The sequence below is a fragment of the Enterobacter sp. 4974935 genome (assembly GCF_058661735.1).
Genome location: NZ_JBZWGT010000003.1, coordinates 1,390,333 through 1,408,028, shown reverse-complemented (window position 1 = coordinate 1,408,028; position 17,696 = coordinate 1,390,333). Strand labels below are relative to the sequence as shown.

The 17,696-nt window shown below is 55.3% G+C and carries 16 protein-coding genes; all 16 read right to left on the bottom strand.

Annotated features, from left to right (window positions below; genetic code table 11):
* Nucleotides 1-1,395, bottom strand: coding sequence for an undecaprenyl-phosphate glucose phosphotransferase (gene wcaJ, locus AC4OVS_RS07845; RefSeq protein WP_023300544.1), 1,395 nt, complete (start codon nucleotides 1,393-1,395; stop codon nucleotides 1-3).
* Nucleotides 1,396-1,523: 128 nt separating this feature from the next.
* Nucleotides 1,524-2,894, bottom strand: a complete 1,371-nt coding sequence (gene cpsG, locus AC4OVS_RS07840; protein WP_395029076.1) for a colanic acid biosynthesis phosphomannomutase CpsG — start codon at nucleotides 2,892-2,894, stop codon at nucleotides 1,524-1,526.
* A gap of 108 nt (nucleotides 2,895-3,002) precedes the next feature.
* Nucleotides 3,003-4,439, bottom strand: coding sequence for a mannose-1-phosphate guanyltransferase (gene cpsB, locus AC4OVS_RS07835; RefSeq protein WP_023300545.1), 1,437 nt, complete (start codon nucleotides 4,437-4,439; stop codon nucleotides 3,003-3,005).
* 3 nt (nucleotides 4,440-4,442) lie between these two features.
* Nucleotides 4,443-5,666: a colanic acid biosynthesis fucosyltransferase WcaI gene (gene wcaI, locus AC4OVS_RS07830; RefSeq protein WP_022648633.1), complete on the bottom strand. Its 1,224-nt coding sequence runs from the start codon at nucleotides 5,664-5,666 to the stop codon at nucleotides 4,443-4,445.
* Nucleotides 5,663-6,142: a GDP-mannose mannosyl hydrolase gene (locus AC4OVS_RS07825; protein WP_072201098.1), complete on the bottom strand. Its 480-nt coding sequence runs from the start codon at nucleotides 6,140-6,142 to the stop codon at nucleotides 5,663-5,665. Before AC4OVS_RS07825 ends, wcaI begins: the two co-directional genes overlap by 4 nt.
* Nucleotides 6,143-6,144: 2 nt before the next feature.
* Nucleotides 6,145-7,110, bottom strand: a complete 966-nt coding sequence (fcl, locus tag AC4OVS_RS07820; protein ID WP_015572377.1) for a GDP-L-fucose synthase — start codon at nucleotides 7,108-7,110, stop codon at nucleotides 6,145-6,147.
* A 2-nt stretch (nucleotides 7,111-7,112) separates the two neighbouring features.
* Entirely contained in the window at nucleotides 7,113-8,234 is a 1,122-nt protein-coding gene (gene gmd, locus AC4OVS_RS07815; RefSeq protein WP_003863514.1) for a GDP-mannose 4,6-dehydratase, read from the bottom strand.
* Between the two features lie 24 nt (nucleotides 8,235-8,258).
* Complete coding sequence (gene wcaF / locus AC4OVS_RS07810; RefSeq protein WP_063841327.1) at nucleotides 8,259-8,807, bottom strand: colanic acid biosynthesis acetyltransferase WcaF; 549 nt, start codon at nucleotides 8,805-8,807, stop codon at nucleotides 8,259-8,261.
* Between the two features lie 16 nt (nucleotides 8,808-8,823).
* Nucleotides 8,824-9,570 (bottom strand): colanic acid biosynthesis glycosyltransferase WcaE, encoded by a 747-nt coding sequence (wcaE, locus tag AC4OVS_RS07805; RefSeq protein WP_023300546.1) that lies wholly within the window; start codon nucleotides 9,568-9,570, stop codon nucleotides 8,824-8,826.
* 16 nt (nucleotides 9,571-9,586) lie between these two features.
* Nucleotides 9,587-10,807 carry a colanic acid polymerase WcaD gene (wcaD, locus tag AC4OVS_RS07800; RefSeq protein WP_022648637.1) on the bottom strand — a complete coding sequence of 407 codons (1,221 nt, stop codon included), beginning with the start codon at nucleotides 10,805-10,807 and terminating at the stop codon, nucleotides 9,587-9,589.
* Complete coding sequence (gene wcaC / locus AC4OVS_RS07795) at nucleotides 10,782-11,999, bottom strand: colanic acid biosynthesis glycosyltransferase WcaC (protein ID WP_023300547.1); 1,218 nt, start codon at nucleotides 11,997-11,999, stop codon at nucleotides 10,782-10,784. Before wcaC ends, wcaD begins: the two co-directional genes overlap by 26 nt.
* On the bottom strand, nucleotides 11,996-12,487 hold the full coding sequence (wcaB, locus tag AC4OVS_RS07790) for a colanic acid biosynthesis acetyltransferase WcaB (protein ID WP_023300548.1): 492 nt from the start codon (nucleotides 12,485-12,487) through the stop codon (nucleotides 11,996-11,998). Before wcaB ends, wcaC begins: the two co-directional genes overlap by 4 nt.
* A complete protein-coding gene (gene wcaA / locus AC4OVS_RS07785; protein WP_006811246.1) occupies nucleotides 12,487-13,329 on the bottom strand; it encodes a colanic acid biosynthesis glycosyltransferase WcaA in 843 nt (280 codons plus the stop codon). The genes wcaB and wcaA overlap by 1 nt, the downstream gene beginning before the upstream one ends.
* Nucleotides 13,330-13,451: 122 nt before the next feature.
* Entirely contained in the window at nucleotides 13,452-15,614 is a 2,163-nt protein-coding gene (gene wzc, locus AC4OVS_RS07780; protein WP_063147728.1) for a tyrosine-protein kinase Wzc, read from the bottom strand.
* A gap of 2 nt (nucleotides 15,615-15,616) precedes the next feature.
* On the bottom strand, nucleotides 15,617-16,060 hold the full coding sequence (wzb, locus tag AC4OVS_RS07775; protein ID WP_003862078.1) for a low molecular weight protein-tyrosine-phosphatase Wzb: 444 nt from the start codon (nucleotides 16,058-16,060) through the stop codon (nucleotides 15,617-15,619).
* A gap of 6 nt (nucleotides 16,061-16,066) precedes the next feature.
* Nucleotides 16,067-17,203, bottom strand: a complete 1,137-nt coding sequence (locus tag AC4OVS_RS07770) for a polysaccharide export protein (RefSeq protein WP_022648641.1) — start codon at nucleotides 17,201-17,203, stop codon at nucleotides 16,067-16,069.
* Between the last annotated feature and the right edge of the window lie 493 nt (nucleotides 17,204-17,696).

Genomic DNA, 17,696 nt, shown 5'->3' with positions numbered 1-17,696 from the left:
TTAGTACGCCGCTTTGTTCACGAAGCCTTTGAAAATGGTCAGAAAAACAATCTTGATATCGAACCAGAGGCTCCACTCGCGGATGTACTCCAGATCGAACTCGATGCGTTTTTCCATTTTTTCCAGCGTGTCGGTCTCGCCGCGCCAGCCGTTGATCTGCGCCCAGCCGGTGATGCCTGGCTTCACCTTATGGCGCAGCATGTAGCCTTCGATCAGGGTACGGTACTGCTCGTTATGGGCCACGGCGTGAGGACGAGGCCCGACGATGGACATCCCGCCGGTGAACACGTTGATGAACTGCGGCAGCTCATCGAGCGAGGTACGGCGCAGGAAGTTACCCACGCGGGTGACGCGCGGATCGTTCTGCGTCGCCTGGGTCACCACCTTGTCGTTCTCCATCACCTTCATGGAGCGGAATTTCCACACCATGATCGGCTTACCGTCCATGCCGTAGCGGGTCTGACGGAAGATGATCGGCCCCGGCGAGCTGAGCTTCACCGCCAGCGCAATGCAGCACAGCACCGGGGAGATGAGCAGCAGGATCAGGGACGAAAGTACGATATCCTCCACGCGCTTCAGCACGCGGTTAATCCCCGACAGCGGCGTGTCGTACAACGGAACAACCGGTACCCCGTTAACCTCTTCAATACGGGAGTGGAGAATATTGAAGGTAAACACGTCAGGGATGAGGATCACCGAGCAGGTGGTATCGGCCAGCTCGCGCATCAGTGTCTTGATGCGGGATTCATCTTTCATCTGCATGGCGATGTAGACGTTGTGAATTTTGCCGGCTTTCGCGTCTTCTATCAGCTGTTCGTAGCTGCCCGCCCAGTCAGATGGTACGCCGCCGGGCTTCGCGTCGTGATAAACCCCGACCACTTCAAAACCTAACCACGGCTCTTTGCGGAAGCTGTCGAGCAACACCTGTCCCACCGGCAGGTCGCCCGCCACGGCAACAAAGCGACGGTTATACCCACGGTTGCGCAGCCAGCCCGCGCCAAAGCGGATCAGCGAGCGGCAGACCACCATGCCAACGCTGGTTAACAGATACCAGCAGAGATAGGTCACAAGCCGATTATCAAAATCATGGCTGAACGCCACCAGGCCTGCGCTGAAAATCAGGCTTAAGGTCCAGTTCTGGAGCAGCAGCATCAGTTCGGTGGTCATTTTGACGCCACGCCATGAACGATAGAAATCGGTCATGCCGCCGATCATCTGAAACACCACCAGCGCAATCAACGCCATCAGCAAGTGCATGTATAAGAACGGCTGCCCGCTGACCCAACACACCGCCCACAGTCCGCCGACCATGATGGTGATATCAGAAAAACGCTGCACCATAGAGATTAACGATGCATTCGTTCTCGCTCGCTCGCGCTTTTTTAGATTTGTCATCGTTGTTCCTTTAGTTCTAAACCTTTCCCCTCGCCCCTCACCCCGGCCCTCTCCCCAAAGGGGAGAGGGTGTTCAAGTTCCCTCTCCCCTTTGGGGAGAGGGTTAGGGTGAGGGGTAAGGTTTTCTTTTTACTGATTCAACAGCGCCAGAATGTCCTTCGTTCGGGCTTCCATCAGCACGGTATCGGCGCGGGACTCAACGTTCAGGCGCACCACCGGCTCAGTGTTGGAAGAGCGCAGGTTGAAGCGCCACTGCGGGAACGCCATGCTGATACCGTCGGTACGGTCAATCTCCAGCGCATGAATGGCAAAGTGCTGTTCGACGCGGGCGATGGCCTCGGCTGGTTGTGCCAGTTTGCTGTTGATCTCCCCGCTCGCCGGGAAGGCCGCCATGCGGTCGCGCACCAGTTCGCCCAGGCTCTGCCCTTTCAGGCACAGCAGCTCAGTCACCAGCAGCCACGGGATCATCCCGCTGTCGCAGTAGGCAAAATCACGGAAATAGTGGTGGGCGCTCATCTCGCCGCCGTAGATGGCGTCTTCCTCGCGCATACGCTCTTTGATAAACGCGTGGCCGGTTTTAGACATCACCGGCTCGCCGCCCGCGGCCTTCACCACGTCGACGGTGTTCCAGGAGAGGCGCGGATCATGAATGATCTTCGCCCCCGGGTTTTTCTCAAGGAACGCTTCCGCCAGCAGACCGACAATGTAATAGCCTTCGATAAACTGCCCTTTCTCGTCGAACAGGAAGCAGCGGTCGAAATCGCCGTCAAAGGCGATACCCATATCGGCGCCGTGCTCAATCACCGCGTTGCGAGTGTCGTCGCGGCACTCCGGCAGCAGCGGGTTAGGAATACCGTTCGGGAAGTTGCCGTCTGGCGTGTTGTGCACTTTGACGAAGGTCACCGGCACGTTCAGCGCCTTAAAGCGGGCTTCAAGTGCATCGACAACCGGGCCTGCCGCGCCGTTGCCGGAGTTAATCACCAGCTTCAGCGGTTTGAGGTTCGCCACGTTGATGTAGCCCAGCAGGTGGTCGATGTACTCTTTTTGCAGGTTGATCTGCTTATAGCTGCCGCGCTTCGCTTCGTTCACCGGCGGGAAGTCGTTGGCCTCGGCCAGACGCTGCACGTCGCGCAGACCGGTGTCGCCGCTGATAGGACGCGCGCCCTTGCGCACCAGCTTCATGCCGTTGTAGTCCATCGGGTTATGGCTGGCCGTCACTTCGATACCGCCGTCCACGCCCAGGTGGAAGGTGGCAAAATAGATCTCTTCGGTACCGGAAAGGCCAATGTCCAGCACGTCGACGCCCGCGTCCTGTAGCCCTTTCGCCAGCGCCAGCTTCAGGGATTCGCTGGTGAGACGCACGTCGCCGCCCAGTACGATAGTTTGTGGTTTCAGGTATTCGCCGTACGCGCGGCCGATGCGCCACGCAATATCTTCGTTCAGCTCTTCGCCCAGCTTGCCGCGAATATCGTAGGCTTTAAAACAGGTTAATTTTTCCATGATGACCCCTTTTTCAGGCAACAGTTGGCCCGCCCGTTAACAGGCTTAATTGTTTTTTATTCATTCGTAGGCCGGATAAGCGAAGCGCCATCCGGCGTTAAGACGGCGCTACACCCGCCCGTAGCGGTCCTGGAAGCGCACGATATCGTCCTCTTCCAGATACGAACCGGAACGCACCTCAATTAAGTCGAGTGGAATTTTCCCCGGGTTTTCCAGGCAGTGCGTGGCACCCAGCGGAATATAAATGGATTCGTTTTCACCCAGCAGCTTCACTTCACCGTTGATGGTCACTTTGGCGGTTCCCGCCACCACTACCCAGTGTTCGGCGCGGTGATGGTGCATCTGCACCGACAGCCCTTCACCCGGCTTCACGGTGATGCGTTTCACCTGGTAACGCTCGCCGGCGTCAATGGAGTCATATTTGCCCCACGGGCGGTAGACTTCGCGGTGAATATGGTGTTCGTGGCGGCCATCGGCCTTGATCTTCTCCACCACTTTTTTAACGTCCTGCACGGCATTACGGTCGGCAATCAGCACCGCGTCTTTGGTCTGCACGACCACCAGATCTTTCACCCCTACCGTGGTGACAAGGCCAGATTCGGCGTAGACGTAGCTGTTTTCCGTTTTGTGGCTGATCACATCACCGTGATGGACGTTACCCTCCGGGGTATGGGCGCTAATCTCCCACAGTGACGACCAGGAGCCAACGTCGCTCCAGCCCGCATCCATCGGCACCACTACCGCATCTGCCGTACGTTCCATCACCGCATAGTCAATGGATTCTTCCGGACAGGCGAGGAAGGCTTCTTCGTCCACGCGGATAAAATCAAGATCCGGATCCACCACCGCCATCGCTTTTTCGCAGGCATTTAAGATATCCGGGCGATATTTTTCCAGCTCTTCCAGGTAGCGACCGGCGCGGAACAGGAACATACCGCTGTTCCAGTAGTATTCACCGCTGGCCACGTAGGCCTGGGCGGTTTCCAGATTCGGTTTTTCGACAAACTGCGCCACGTCAAAGGCCACGCTGTCGCCTTCACCAGGCGTAACGCTGCCGCGGCGAATGTAGCCATAGCCGGTTTCCGGGAGATCCGGCACGATGCCGAAGGTCACGAGCTTGCCGTTCTCAGCGTAAGGAATCGCCGCGCGAACCGCGTCGCGGAAGGCGTCTTCCTGCTGAATAACGTGGTCAGCCGCCAGCACCAGCATCAGCGGGTCGCAGTCCGGGCTGCTGCGTTTTGCCGCCAGCGCCGCAAGAGCAATAGCAGGCGCGGTGTTGCGTCCGGCAGGCTCCAGAATGATATTTTCGGTCAGTTTATTCAGCTGGCGCAGCTGCTCGGCAACGATAAAGCGGTGCTGCTCGTTACAGATCACCACCGGGCTTTCACACTCCACGCCGTGCAGACGGTTAACCGTCGTTTGCAGCATGGTGAGGTCGCCCTTCAGACACAGAAATTGTTTTGGATAAAGCACGCGGGACAGTGGCCACAACCGGCTCCCGGATCCACCCGCCATTACGACCGGATACAAAGTGGTTTGACTCATGATTTATCCCCGTATATCTGCAATAAATTGGCTCAGCACGTTCTCTTTCTCGAGCGTGCGTTCGGCATATTCACGTGCCACCGTGTTCTCTTTTGGCATGGCGAGTGCCTGCTCAATTCCGGTCACCAGCGCAGGAACCGATTCTGGCTCTACGCAAACGGCAATGCCCGGGTAGCTGTTGCACAGCTGGCCTAATTCTGTTGCGGCTTCTGCCGTAATCACCGCATTTCCGCCCACTGCCAGAATGTTGGTCAGCTTGGACGGCAGCACCGCATCCGCCGCGCCGCGTTTTTGCACCACCAGATGGCAATCTGCCATTTTCAGCAGCGCGGGCAGCGCGTCATAAGACTGAAGCGGGAAGAAGCGGATGTTGGTCAGTCCGCGCTCGCTGGCCATTTTTTCCAGCCGCGCTTTACCCCCGCCCTGCCCGACTATCACGAACATCCACGGGTGTTCGCTCAGCTGAAGCGCGGCGTCAATCACGCTCTCCAGCCCCTGTTTTTCGCCGATGTTGCCTGAGTAAAGAATGATTTTTTGATCTTCAGGCAAACCGAGCTGCGCGCGTAACGCCTGCGCATCCTGGTCTGTCACATCGCGGAAACGCGCCACTTCGGACCAGTTCGGAAAGAAGATCACCTTCTCCGCCGGGACACCCTTCTCCTGCGCCTTGTTCATCATCGAGCGCGAGATGGTCGAGACGTAATCCACGTTGTGCAGGCCGCTGCGCTCAAAGGCGCTGGCGAGCTTCGCCACCTTGCCGCCCTTGCCTTTCCCGGCCATCCCCAGTCCGAGCATGGCGTCCACTTCATAATCCTGAATGTGCAGCAGGGTGCGCGCGCCGGAGAGTTTGCCCAGCAGGCGCATGCCTGGCGTGCAGAACAGGGTCGGCACCACGCCGATGATGCGATCCGGCTTCCAGCGACGTTGCGCCATCAGCGGGAAGAAACTGCTCAGGGCAAAGCTGCCCAGATGAATTAAACGTTTCAGCGTCGAGGGCTGTTTCGGCACGTAGAGCGGGCAGCGCCAGACGGTCGCAGCCCCCTCTTCGCGGCGGTAGCGCCAGCTGGAATAGCGTTCGCCTACCTTCCACTCCGGGTAATACGGCGGGGCGGTAATCACCCGCACGTCATGTCCCTGGCTCGCCATCCACTCGACCATCTCGCCGGTGTATTTCCCGATACCGGTAAGCTCCGGCGAGTAGTTAATTCCGTAGACGAGGATTTTCATAGGCCTGGCACCTCGGCCTGACGTTCCGCAAGGAAGTACGCCCGACTGTTGTCATGGACATTGTCGCTTGCCAGCAGCGCCTCTGGCGTTAACCAGCGGTAATCGTCATGCTGAGAATCAGGCAGACGCAGGTCTGCCTCACTCACCTTCAGGCGGAACCCCAGCACGACGTAGTGCGTGGTGAACCCGGTGCCCGAAAAGTTATCGTCATAGAAGTGCTGCCAGACCCCGTAAAACTGGCCCGCTGCCATCGGCAGTTGCAGGCCCAGTTCCGCCAGAGTGAGACGCTCAAACGCATCGCTTAGCGTCTCATCCTTCTGCACGCGCCCGCCGGGCACGAACCAGAAGCCCTGTGCAGGACGATTGGTTCGTTTCCCCAGCAAGAACTCGCCGCGTTCGTTCTCCACGATCAAATCAATTGAGATGAGCGGAGTGGAACGCACCACCGTGGCAAAATCTTCCTGACTTAAAAACATCATTACCCCCGGAAGCGGTGCTGGTTTTCCAGGAACCACTGGTAGGTGCTGGCCAGCCCCTGCTCCAGTGAGACCTCGTGATACCAGCCCAGCTGATGCAGACGGGTCACGTCCAGCAGCTTGCGCGGCGTGCCGTCCGGTTTGGTGGCATCAAACACCACGCGTCCTTTGTAGCCCACCACCTGCGCGATGGTCTGCGCCAGCTCGCGAATGGTGCAGTCCACGCCGGTCCCGACGTTAATGTGCGACAGCATCGGCTCGGTGTTTTCCTGCCACACCTCGCGATCCAGCTCCATGACGTGAATGCTGGCAGCCGCCATATCGTCCACGTGCAGGAACTCGCGCATTGGCGTACCGCTGCCCCACACCACCACGTCCGGGGCGTTTTCGGCAGTCGCCTCGTGGAAACGACGCAGCAGCGCCGGGATCACGTGCGAATTGCTCGGGTGGAAGTTGTCGTGCGGTCCGTAGAGGTTGGTCGGCATCACCGAGCGATAGTCGCGGTTATACTGACGGTTGTAGGATTCACACAGCTTGATCCCGGCAATTTTGGCAATCGCGTACGGCTCGTTGGTGGCTTCCAGCGTGCCCTGCAACAGTTCGCTCTCGGCGATCGGCTGTTTCGCCATTTTTGGGTAGATACAGGATGAACCGAGGAACAGCAGCTTGTTCACGTTGTGCAGATGCGCCGCGTGAATGATGTTGCTCTCAATCATCATGTTCTCGTAGATGAAATCCGCCGGGTAGGTGTTGTTAGCGACAATGCCGCCCACCTTCGCCGCCGCCAGATACACCTGGTCGATACGTTCGCTGGCGAAGAAGTCCTGCACCGCTTTGCTGTCAAGCAAGTTCAGCTCGTCGCGGGTGCGAACAATCACCTCAACGTCGCCGCGCTGTTCAAGCTGGCGGACAATCGCGGAACCCACCATTCCGCGATGACCGGCGACAAAAATACGTTGTTTTGTCATTCTCAGGACTCCAGCGCGATGGCAACCTCGTAGCCATGGGACTTGAGCAGGGAGTGTTTTTTCGCTGCTTCAAGATCTTTGGCCACCATCTCGGATACCATTTCTTGCAGGGTGGTTTCTGGTTTCCAGCCCAGCTTCTCGTGCGCTTTGGTTGGGTCGCCCAGCAGGGTTTCCACTTCAGCAGGACGGAAGTAACGCGGATCCACCTGAACAATCACGTCGCCTGGCTTCACGCCCGGTGCGTCGTGGCCGGTCACGGAAACAACGATACCCTTCTCTTCCACGCCGGTGCCTTCGAAGCGCAGCTTGATGCCCAGCTGTGCCGCAGCCATCTCAACGAACTGACGTACGGAGTACTGCACGCCGGTCGCGATCACGAAGTCTTCTGGCTGTTCCTGCTGCAGCATCATCCACTGCATTTTCACGTAGTCTTTCGCATGGCCCCAGTCACGCAGGGAGTCCATGTTGCCGAGGTGCAGGCAAGACTCCAGGCCCTGAGCGATGTTGGCGATAGCGCGGGTGATTTTACGGGTCACGAAGGTTTCGCCACGACGTGGGGATTCGTGGTTGAACAGAATGCCGTTACAGGCGTACATGCCGTAGGATTCACGGTAGTTCACAGTGATCCAGTAAGCGTACAGTTTCGCTACCGCGTACGGAGAACGTGGGTAGAACGGCGTAGTCTCTTTCTGCGGAATTTCCTGCACCAGACCATACAGCTCAGAGGTAGATGCCTGATAGAAACGGGTTTTCTTCTCAAGACCCAGGAAGCGAATCGCTTCCAGCAGACGCAGCGTACCCATGGCGTCCACGTCAGCGGTGTATTCCGGGGATTCGAAGGAGACCGCAACGTGGCTCATCGCGCCCAGGTTGTAGACTTCATCCGGCTGTACTTCCTGCAGGATGCGGGTCAGGTTGGAGGTATCGGTCAGGTCGCCGTAGTGCAGGTGGAATTTCGGGTTCGCCGCGTGAGGATCCTGATAAATATGATCGACACGTTCGGTGTTAAATGAAGACGCACGACGTTTAATACCGTGTACTTCATACCCTTTTTCCAGCAGTAACTCTGCCAGGTAAGAACCATCCTGCCCGGTAACGCCGGTGATGAGAGCGACTTTAGACATGTTTATATTCCTCTACTTATGAATTTAATCAGTTTCAACGCGTTCGCGTATCACCACTGCGGGGTTGCCACGGCAAATTTTATTTGCCGGTAGCGATTTAAAAACGCTGCTGCGGGCACCGACTACCGTGCCATCGCCAACAGAAACACCGGGTGCAACAAAGACGTCTGTTGCCAGCCAGCATTTTTCACCGATCACAACAGGCGAAGCGGTAATATCAAAATGCGGGCTCATAAAATCGTGGCTGCCGGCGCACAAATAACACTTCTGTGAAACCACCGAATTTGCGCCAATCGTAATCTCGCCAAGGGTATATAACACCGCATCATCCCCAACCCAGGCGTAATCCCCAAGCGTTAATTTCCAGGGGTAAGTAATTTTCACCGAAGGACGAATGACTACGTTTTTTCCTATTTTTGCGCCAAACAGACGCAGTAAAAATGCGCGCCAGCGGTACAGTATTTGCGGCGACCAGGCAAATAACGTTGCCTGTACAGCCCACCACAGTTGAACTTTAATACCGCTCCCGCCCCGAAAACCTTTCGGCACGGAGAATCCATTTAATTCCTGCATTACGTTTCCTTATATCTCAGGCTTTGTTATATAAGGCTTTCGCTTTACCCGTCGTTTTCAGACGTAAGAAATAAGATAATTCCGCCCAGAACCCCGGTACGCGTAATATTTTACGCTGCACGTTTTTGGCATCCTGGCACAATTCCAGATTATTCGAGGTTGACACGCCGCCCATTGAAAATTCGGATACCAGTCCTTTAATTCGACGGAACGGGTAGCCAGATTTGTACAGGCTGGCGGCCAGGGCATAATCTGATGACACTTTATATTGCAAATCGTAAGGCTGCTTTTTCAGGCCACTCATCGGGAAGAAAATAGCCTGATGGCTTGCCGGCAGGCTGTGGTAGATATACCAGCCTGGTTTCGCGCCGCGCAGCACTTTTTTCCCCTCGCCGAAATCAAGCAGCGCATCACCGATAAACATGGCATCTTCTTTCTGGCGCGCCAGCTGGCGTGCAAACAGCGCCACATCTTCATGGAACACGTCGCCGGAATTGAGGAAGATGGCGTAGCGCCCCTGCGCCATGTTGATGCCTTTATTCATGGCATCATAAATGCCTTTATCTTTCTCGCTGATGTAACGTAAGTTGAACTCACCGTTAAGTTTTTCCAGGAACTCCGCCGTGCCGTCGTTCGAGCCGCCATCGACCACGATCCACTCAAAGGTGAGGCTCGGATCGCGCGCCAGGTTGCGCAGCGAGCGCCAGGTTTTTACCACCCCTTCGTGGTTACGAAAGGCGACAGTAATGACGCTAAGAAACATAAATCACCTCATTTCGTCATACGCTCGTAATATTCAACGCTTTGCGCAAAATAAACGGACATACAATTAAGAATGCATATTCCGGGCTAAATATTGACCCGGTAAAAAACAACGACACCGGTGTGAACAGATAAAGTTGCACGCGAAAGTTCTGGTTATCACCAAACGCGTTAATCATCATTTTGAAAACTTTAAACAGATACCACAGTGTCAACAGTACGGCGAACCAGGAAAAATAGATAATTAACAGATACAGACCATTGTCTATGGTTTTACCGACATCCGCACCGTTAAAGATTCCGAATGATGCAACATATTCGTAAAGTGAGCCGAATCTTACTACGCCATCAATATGGGTTAAGGAATAACCCACCATCACCAGTGGACCAATGATGCGATAATAGGACGACGAACCTTCCGTTCCCAAATCACCCAGACGTTCAGAAATGTACGGGAAGGCGAATATTACGCCCACTAAAAATACCGTCAGAGAAATGATCGCCAGCGGCAGTTTTTTCTTAATCGCCTCTTTGTTCAGGTACTGGAACGCCCACTCCAACAGGTAAAACAGAATAAAAGTCATTACCCCTGAGAACGACCCTGACAGAACGATTCCTGCAAGAATCATAGCATCGGTCTTGGGGGTTTTGATACCGAACTGTTTGATGCTGAGCCAAATTGAGATTAATGCCAGAGCAAAAAACGCCGGTTCAAAATAGAGCGCAGTGGTACGCTTGCCACCAAACTTAATGAAGTTCAGTACATAGCTGTTACTGTATATAAGATATTTCGAAATTATTTCCATCAGGCTACTGCCGCCTGTGAGAATAATTTGCGCCATCTCCAATGCCGCAAGCATAACAATCAGCCCGACGACAATATAAAAGAACCTGAGGATTTTCCTATAATTGTGCGGAGAGATAGTTTTAAAACGAATACTCCACACCATGCCAATAATGATTACGATATAAACAAACAGCATGGTGGAGGTGACATATTTGCTGGCGTCCAGCGACTGACCAAAGATGTAGTTAAACGCCGTCAGACCAAACCCGATCCCCAGCGCAATCATCAGCTTTTTGAGGTTAAGCTTATCAACGTATAGCAACAGCAGAACCGGCAGGAAGGTGACGATGGTGATTGGGAAGCTTTCACCGAGCTGGGCAATCTTGACGTTGACCAGCAGGTAGATCAGCGGCAGCAGCAGATAACTACAGATTCTGATAGAACGAGACATACTCCTCCAGCATCTGTTGTCCACTGTACGCTTTGCGGCTGCGGTTGCGGAACGATTCCAGGTCCGTGCCAAAAACAGCCTGCGCGATATCGGCCTTCGACAGCTGCACCAGCGGCAGCACCTCGTTCTCACTGAAGGTTTTACCGCCCGATTTCTCCAGCACTTCGCGCGCCGCGTCGCTGTGGGTGGCAATGACCGGCACGCCAATGGAGAGCGCTTCGCACAGGATCAGCGGGTAGTTGTCCACGCGGGAGCTGAACACCAGCGCGTCCATACCGTTGAGCGCGCTCATCAGTTTGCGCTTGTCGGTTTCAAACCCGTGATTCACCACGTTAGCGCCTTCGAACGGCGAGAATTTGCCGAAGGTATGCAGTTCAATTTTGTCGCCGAGCGCCATCATGTCGCGCACCAGCTGTTGGTTGGTTTTGCCGTCGTAGCGCAGGTCATGGGCGACGACCGCAATTTTCGGCTTGCCGGTGGTAATGGCTACGGGCGTCAGTTCGGCCAGGATCTCTTCCGTCGCCACATCAATACCGTTGTTGATAATCTGGCAGCGCCCTGCTCCGTACAGGCTATTAAAAGCATCTGCCACGTGCTGGCTTGGAGAGATAAAGGTGCAGCCGAGCGAGAGCATGTCGCGGAACAGCTGACGCTTGCCCTCAACCAGCTGATGCGCGCGATCGACCTTCACCGGCGGATAGTTGCTGAGCGTAGGGCATTTCTGGCAGTTATCTTTCCAGCCTTCGCAGCCGTCGGTAAAGGCGCAGCGTCCGGTCACGCTCCAGTGGTCGTGTAGCGTCCAGACGAAACGGGTGTCCGGCTTGTGCGCCTTCACTTTGCCACAAAACGCTACCACCTCTTCCAGATTCAGCCAGTAGCTGTGTAGCACGTGGAAGTGCAGCACAACCGGCCCGCGGGTGCGGGTGACGGTGCGGTAGAGATTATTCAGGTTGCCGAACAGGTCGCGGTTAAACAGGCGGAACAGCGCAATATTGGCGATGGAGGTCAGACGTGGCGTCTGCTTCAGCACCTGCGGATAGTTATCATGGCTGACGCTTTTCTTGCCGCCCTTGCCGTAACCGTAAACAAAGCGCGACTGTAATCCTTTTTGCAGCGCGCGCTGGTGCAGATCCAGCGCTACGCCTGCCGCCCCGCCCTCTGCGAGGCGTACGTTAAATTGCAGAATGTTCATTTAATCACCTTCACGCGGGCTTTCTCGCCCACCACCAGCGCATTGTCCGGAATGCTGTCCAGCACCACGCTGCCTGCGCCAACCGTCACGTTATTGCCCACGGTAATCTCCCCGATCATCACCACGTTGGCGCCCAACTCGACGTTATTGCCAATCACCGGGCAGGCCAGGCTGTCTGGCCCACGGTTGCCGATTGTCACCCCGTGGCGAATGGTGAAATCATCACCCGCGACGACGAACTTGTTGATGACGACCGCATAGCCGTGATGAATGGTAAAGCGGCGGCCAATGGTGGCAGCGGCCTGAATTTCATAGCCAAAAAAGCATTCGGTGATGATGCGGTACAGCACCAGCACCGGCGCGGCCCAGATATTGTTCAGCACATTTTTTTTGCGCCACACCGAGCAAAAGTGCGCAATACGGTAGGCCAGAACCATGCAGCACGGGCGCAGGCTCCAGCTGTTAGCGCGGCAATCTTCCAGAAACATTATTTCCCCCGAAGCCCGTCAGCCAGACGCTTGCCGTTACGCACCGACAGCAGCGTCAGCAGCGTGCGCCAGTTCATGCGCTTGTTACGGATCTGATACAGGGTGAAGAGCTGATACTTCCGGCTGGCACGGTCAAACTTGTCCTTGTGCTTGCGGTAAAAATGGAAGTAGCCCGAGAATTTTTTCGGTGACGAGGTGATCTGCATCTCCCCGTGGTTGATGTGCAGGATCTGCGTGGCCTCTTCCACCTTCCACGGCTCGCCGTACTCCACCACCATCCGCAGGAAAATGTCGTAATCCTGTGCGGCCTTCAGCTCGGTATCGAACAGACACTCCTTAAAGCGCCAGGCCCAGGTAAATACCTGATTGCCAATGATGTTGCGCTTGTAGAACAGGCGGCGGGAATACGGTGATTTCGGATACAGCGGCAGGCTGGCCGGCTGCGAATAGACCTCGCCCTGACAGACATAGTCGTTGGCATACAGAAACGCGTGGGTCACCAGCTGCGCTTTGTGCGACAGGAAGATCGACAGACGGTTTGGCGTCCATTCGTCATCATCGTCGATACCGGTCAGATACTGCCCTTTCGCCTGCATAATCGCCTGATTGCGCACCGCGCACGCCCCGGAGTTGATGGCGTTGTGCGTGTACACCACGCGCGGGTCGTTCAGGTCTTCGACAAACTTTTGCAGCTGTTCGTAAGAGGAGGAACAGTCATCCACGATAATCAGTTCCCAGTTATCGTAATCCTGACGCAGGACCGATTTAATCGCGCGGATCGCCAGCTGCTGACGATTCCATGTCGGCATATAGATAGAAATCAAAGGGCGTTGTGTGCTCATGTATTCCTCCTGCCCCTCACCCCGGCCCTCTCCCCGGAGGGGAGAGGGTGAAAGACCGCACCAGGCAGTCCCCTCTCCCCTCAGGGGAGAGGGTTAGGGTGAGGGGTGTGGGGTGTGTTTTGTTATTTAGAGTCAGACTTGTATTCGTACTCGTAGTAGCCGTAATCCTGATAACCCGTCGCACGGCGGAAGATGGAGTTCAGAATGACCCCTTTCACCTCAATACCGTTCTGCTCAAAGCGGCTCAGGCTGGTTTCCACTTCCTTCAGGGTGTTCACCGCATAGCGTGCAACCATCAGCGTGGTGCCCGCATGACGCCCTACCACGGCGGCGTCGGTGACCGCCAGAATTGGTGGGGTATCGATCAGCACCAGGTCATAGTTTTTGCTTGCCCACTCGATCAGCTGCGTGAAGCGCTCGCTCATCAGCAGTTCAGACGGGTTCGGCGGTACCTGGCCACGCGGGATCAGGTCAAATTTCGGAATCGAGGTCGGCTTGGCGCTCTCGCTGATCTCCCCTTTACCCAGCAGGATTTCCGACAGGCCGTTAACGTTGTTGGTACCCAGCAGCTCATGGGTGTAGCCCTTACGCATGTCGCAGTCGATCAGCAGCACGCGCTTGTTGGTCTGGCTCACCACCGCCGCCAGGTTGGCACAGACGAAGGTCTTACCAATTGACGGGCTGACACCGGTCATCATCAGGACGTTGTTTTTGGCCTGCATCATGGCGAAGTGGAGGCTGGTACGCAGGCTACGCACCGCTTCAATCGCCAGGTCGGTCGGGTTACCCACGGCCAGCAGCTGGCTCTGTTTGTAACGCTTGACGCCCTTAACAGTTTTGACGCTGTCACGGGACTTCTGCCACTCCGAAAGCGGGATGCTGGCGTACACGCTGATCCCGTTCTCTTCCAGCACCTGCGGGCTTTCGATACCGCGGTTGAACAGCGAGCGCAGCAGCACGCCGACGATAGAGAGCATCAGGCCGAGAATAATGCTGCCGAGGATAATCAGCGCTTTCTTCGGCTTCAGCACGCCCGGCTGGGTAATCGCCGGGTCAACGATACGCACGTCGCCCACGGTGCTGGCTTCGGTGATTTTCAGCTCCTGCTGCTTGTTCAGCAGTTGCATGTAAACCTGCTGGCCGGATTCCACATCACGCGTCAGGCGTACGATTTCCTGCTGCGTCTTCGGCATCGCGGTCACGCGGTCATTCAGCTTCGCCTTCTCTTCTTCCAGGGTACGACGTTTCTCGAGCAGCGTGCGGTACGCCGGGTGACGTTTGGTATAGAGCTTGGAAATTTCCGCCTCTTTAAAGGTCAGCTCGTTTAGCTGCGCATCAATATTGACCATGGAGTCGAGAACCGATTTCGCCTCCAGCGGCAGGTCGACGGAGTCTTTATCCTGACGGTATGCGTTCAGCTTGTTCTCGGCGTCATCCAGACGGGCGCGCACCTCCGGCAGCTGTTTACTGAGGAACGCGAGGCTTTTAGCGGCTTCCGCTGACTTGCGCTCAACGTTCTGCTCAAGGTAGTTACGGGTGATGCTGTTCAGGATGTCGCGGATTTGATCCTTGTCTTCACCGGTGAAGGTCATGCTCAGGACGCCGGTGTCCTTGCCGTTTTCGGTGACGGTCAGGTTGTTTTGCAGATTGTTGATCATTCCGAGCGTCGAGAATTTGGTGACCGTAAACTCACCGCCCTCGTGCGCTTGAATGGCACCAACCCTGATGCTCACGCCCTCTTTGGTCAGCATCTGCCCCACTTCGCCGCGCGCGCTGAAGCCTGCGTCGCTGGTCAGCTGATACTGTTTTGGTCCCAGCACGGTCAGGGTAAAGGTTTGGTCCCCTGCCCCTTTTGGAATCACGAAGTCGGTCACTTTTACCGTATCGTTACTGCGCCCCATCAGGCGATCCCAGCCTGCGCCAAACACCGGGAAGGTGTTTTTGGTGACCGCGATATCCAGCCCCAGATCGTGAACCGTTTTGCCCAATACCAGGCGCGACTGGATCAGCTGAATTTCAGCCTCCGATGCCGGCGGCTTGTTGGCCAGCGCAGAGCCGATATCCTGAACCAGCGAGTTTCCGGTATTTTGTTCGATCTGCACCAGCGCGTCGGCGCTGTAAATAGGCGTCGCGAACAGCGTATAAACGATCGCCGCCACGGCAAAGATGGCGGTTATACCCAGCACCCACCATTTCGCTTCAATAACGGTCCCGACCAGGCGACCGATATCGATTTCATCACTGCCCGACGTCGGGGCGGCAGAAGGTCTTGTTTTTTCTGTCATTGTTATCCCTGCTGAGCTTTCAGTGCCTGCGCCCACTGGCGGGCAGACTGGTCTAGTAAGGTGTATACCGCCTCAAAGGCCTCGCGGCTCTTGCGATACGGATCGGGAATTTCTCGCTCACCATCCCAGTGACCAAACAGCATCACCTTGCCGCGCATCTCCGGTGCGATATCGCACAGCGCGTGAATGTGGCGTTTTTCCATCGCGAGGATCAGGTCATATTCCCGGCACATTCGGCCAGAGACCTGACGGGCAACGTGCCCGTCGAGTGAGAGGTTATGCTCAAGGGCGACGCTTGCGGCACGTTCGTCGGCACCTTTTCCGACCAGCGCGCCCAGCCCTGCGGAGTCGACCGTTAACGCAGGCTGGTAATTTTTCAACAGCCTTTCAGCCGTGGGGGAACGGCAAATGTTCCCCACACACACCACCAGAATTTTGTTAAACATCGCGGCTTACCAGGTATGAATGTCGCTCGCCGTATCCGTCATGTAGCGAACGCCACTGATGGTAGGCAGCAACTGGTTGATCAGACGGTTCCAGCGGGCAACCGGCGCGGTGGTGACATAGACCACATCGTATGGCTGGAGACGGAACGACGTTGCCATGACCAGCGACGTCGCGTCGGACATGTCCAGCTGGTAGATGTTGGCAATCTTGCCTTTCGCGTTTTCGCCTTTGATTGGACGGATCACAAAGATACCGCTGGCGTTGGAGGCGGTCAGATCGATACCTTCCGCGTTGCCCAGGGCTTCGGTCAGGGTCATACCGCTGAAGTCCATCTTGAGGGTGCTCTGTTTCTTCACTTCACCCATCACGAACACTTTCAGATCGTCGTTGCGCGGCACGTAAAGAATATCGCCCGGATAGAGGAGACGGTTCTGGGTCAGGTCACCGTTTTGCATCAGCGCCTGAAGCGAAATGCGCTGCTCTTTGCCGTTGTGGGTTAGCACCACGTTGCGCCAGTCAGCACCGTCGGTTAAGCCGCCTGCGGCATTGATCGCATCAAGAACGGTGAGCGGGACGTTGGTGATAGCCTGCTGGCCGGATTTGTTGACCTGGCCTGAGATATAGGCTTTCTGAGATCGGAACGCGGCGATATTAACGTCCACCTGCGGGTCAGCAATGTACTGCGCCAGGCGGCCGGTAATATCACTACGGATCTCAGCAAGCGTTTTGCCCGCGACGTGCACTTTGCCAATGTAGGGATAGAACATGGTGCCATCGGACTGTACCCAGTTACCGGTGTCGCTTGAGCTACGGTACTGGCCCGCAGGTGTGGTCAGTTCCGGGTGATCCCAGACGGTCACGTTAATGACGTCACCCGGACCAACGCGATACTGGTAAGAGGCAATTTCCTGGTCCAGAGACATATTTGGCTGAGCAACATTCGGACGTGGGCGTAATTGTTCTACCAGACGTGGGGTTAATGGGTAAACATTCACCATTTTGTCGAGATCAAAATCAGCATCCTGCTGTTTAATCACATCCTTGCCCATTGTTGACATATTGCTGCCGGGAAAGACCGTGCAACCACTCATCAAGGTCACAGACACCAATAATGGCATCAATTTCATTTTGGATTTCATCATTGATTATTTATCACTTTGGCAGAGTAATTATCCTGTGCAATTAAAATAAGCGCGGGTCGTGGTGACAATCAGAATGCAGTTAATCATTTAGCAATATAACTGGCATCAGTCCTAAAAAAAGCTTATTCATCCATTGGCTATTGACAGAATAATTGAGGCTGATTCACACGCTTTCAGGCACGCTACCGCCCTTGGCTTTCAGTTACCAATCCACTGACTAAACAATGCGTTATGGTTAGACACCCTCTTGGATCAGGCCTTTTGAGAAATATATCCGCCACCTTAAACGGGTGATTGATAATGTATAACCTTCACCAAAGACTGAAACAAAAATAGCAACAAGGAGATTTAACATTTGATGCTGGAAGAATTGTTGCAGCTAACCTAATAGCAGGCAAGGAGACAACCGTCCTAATATTCGTTTTTAAGATTAATATTAAGAGCAAAGTTTTGAGGTTTTCGGATTTTCTTTATATTGACAAAATAGAGCACC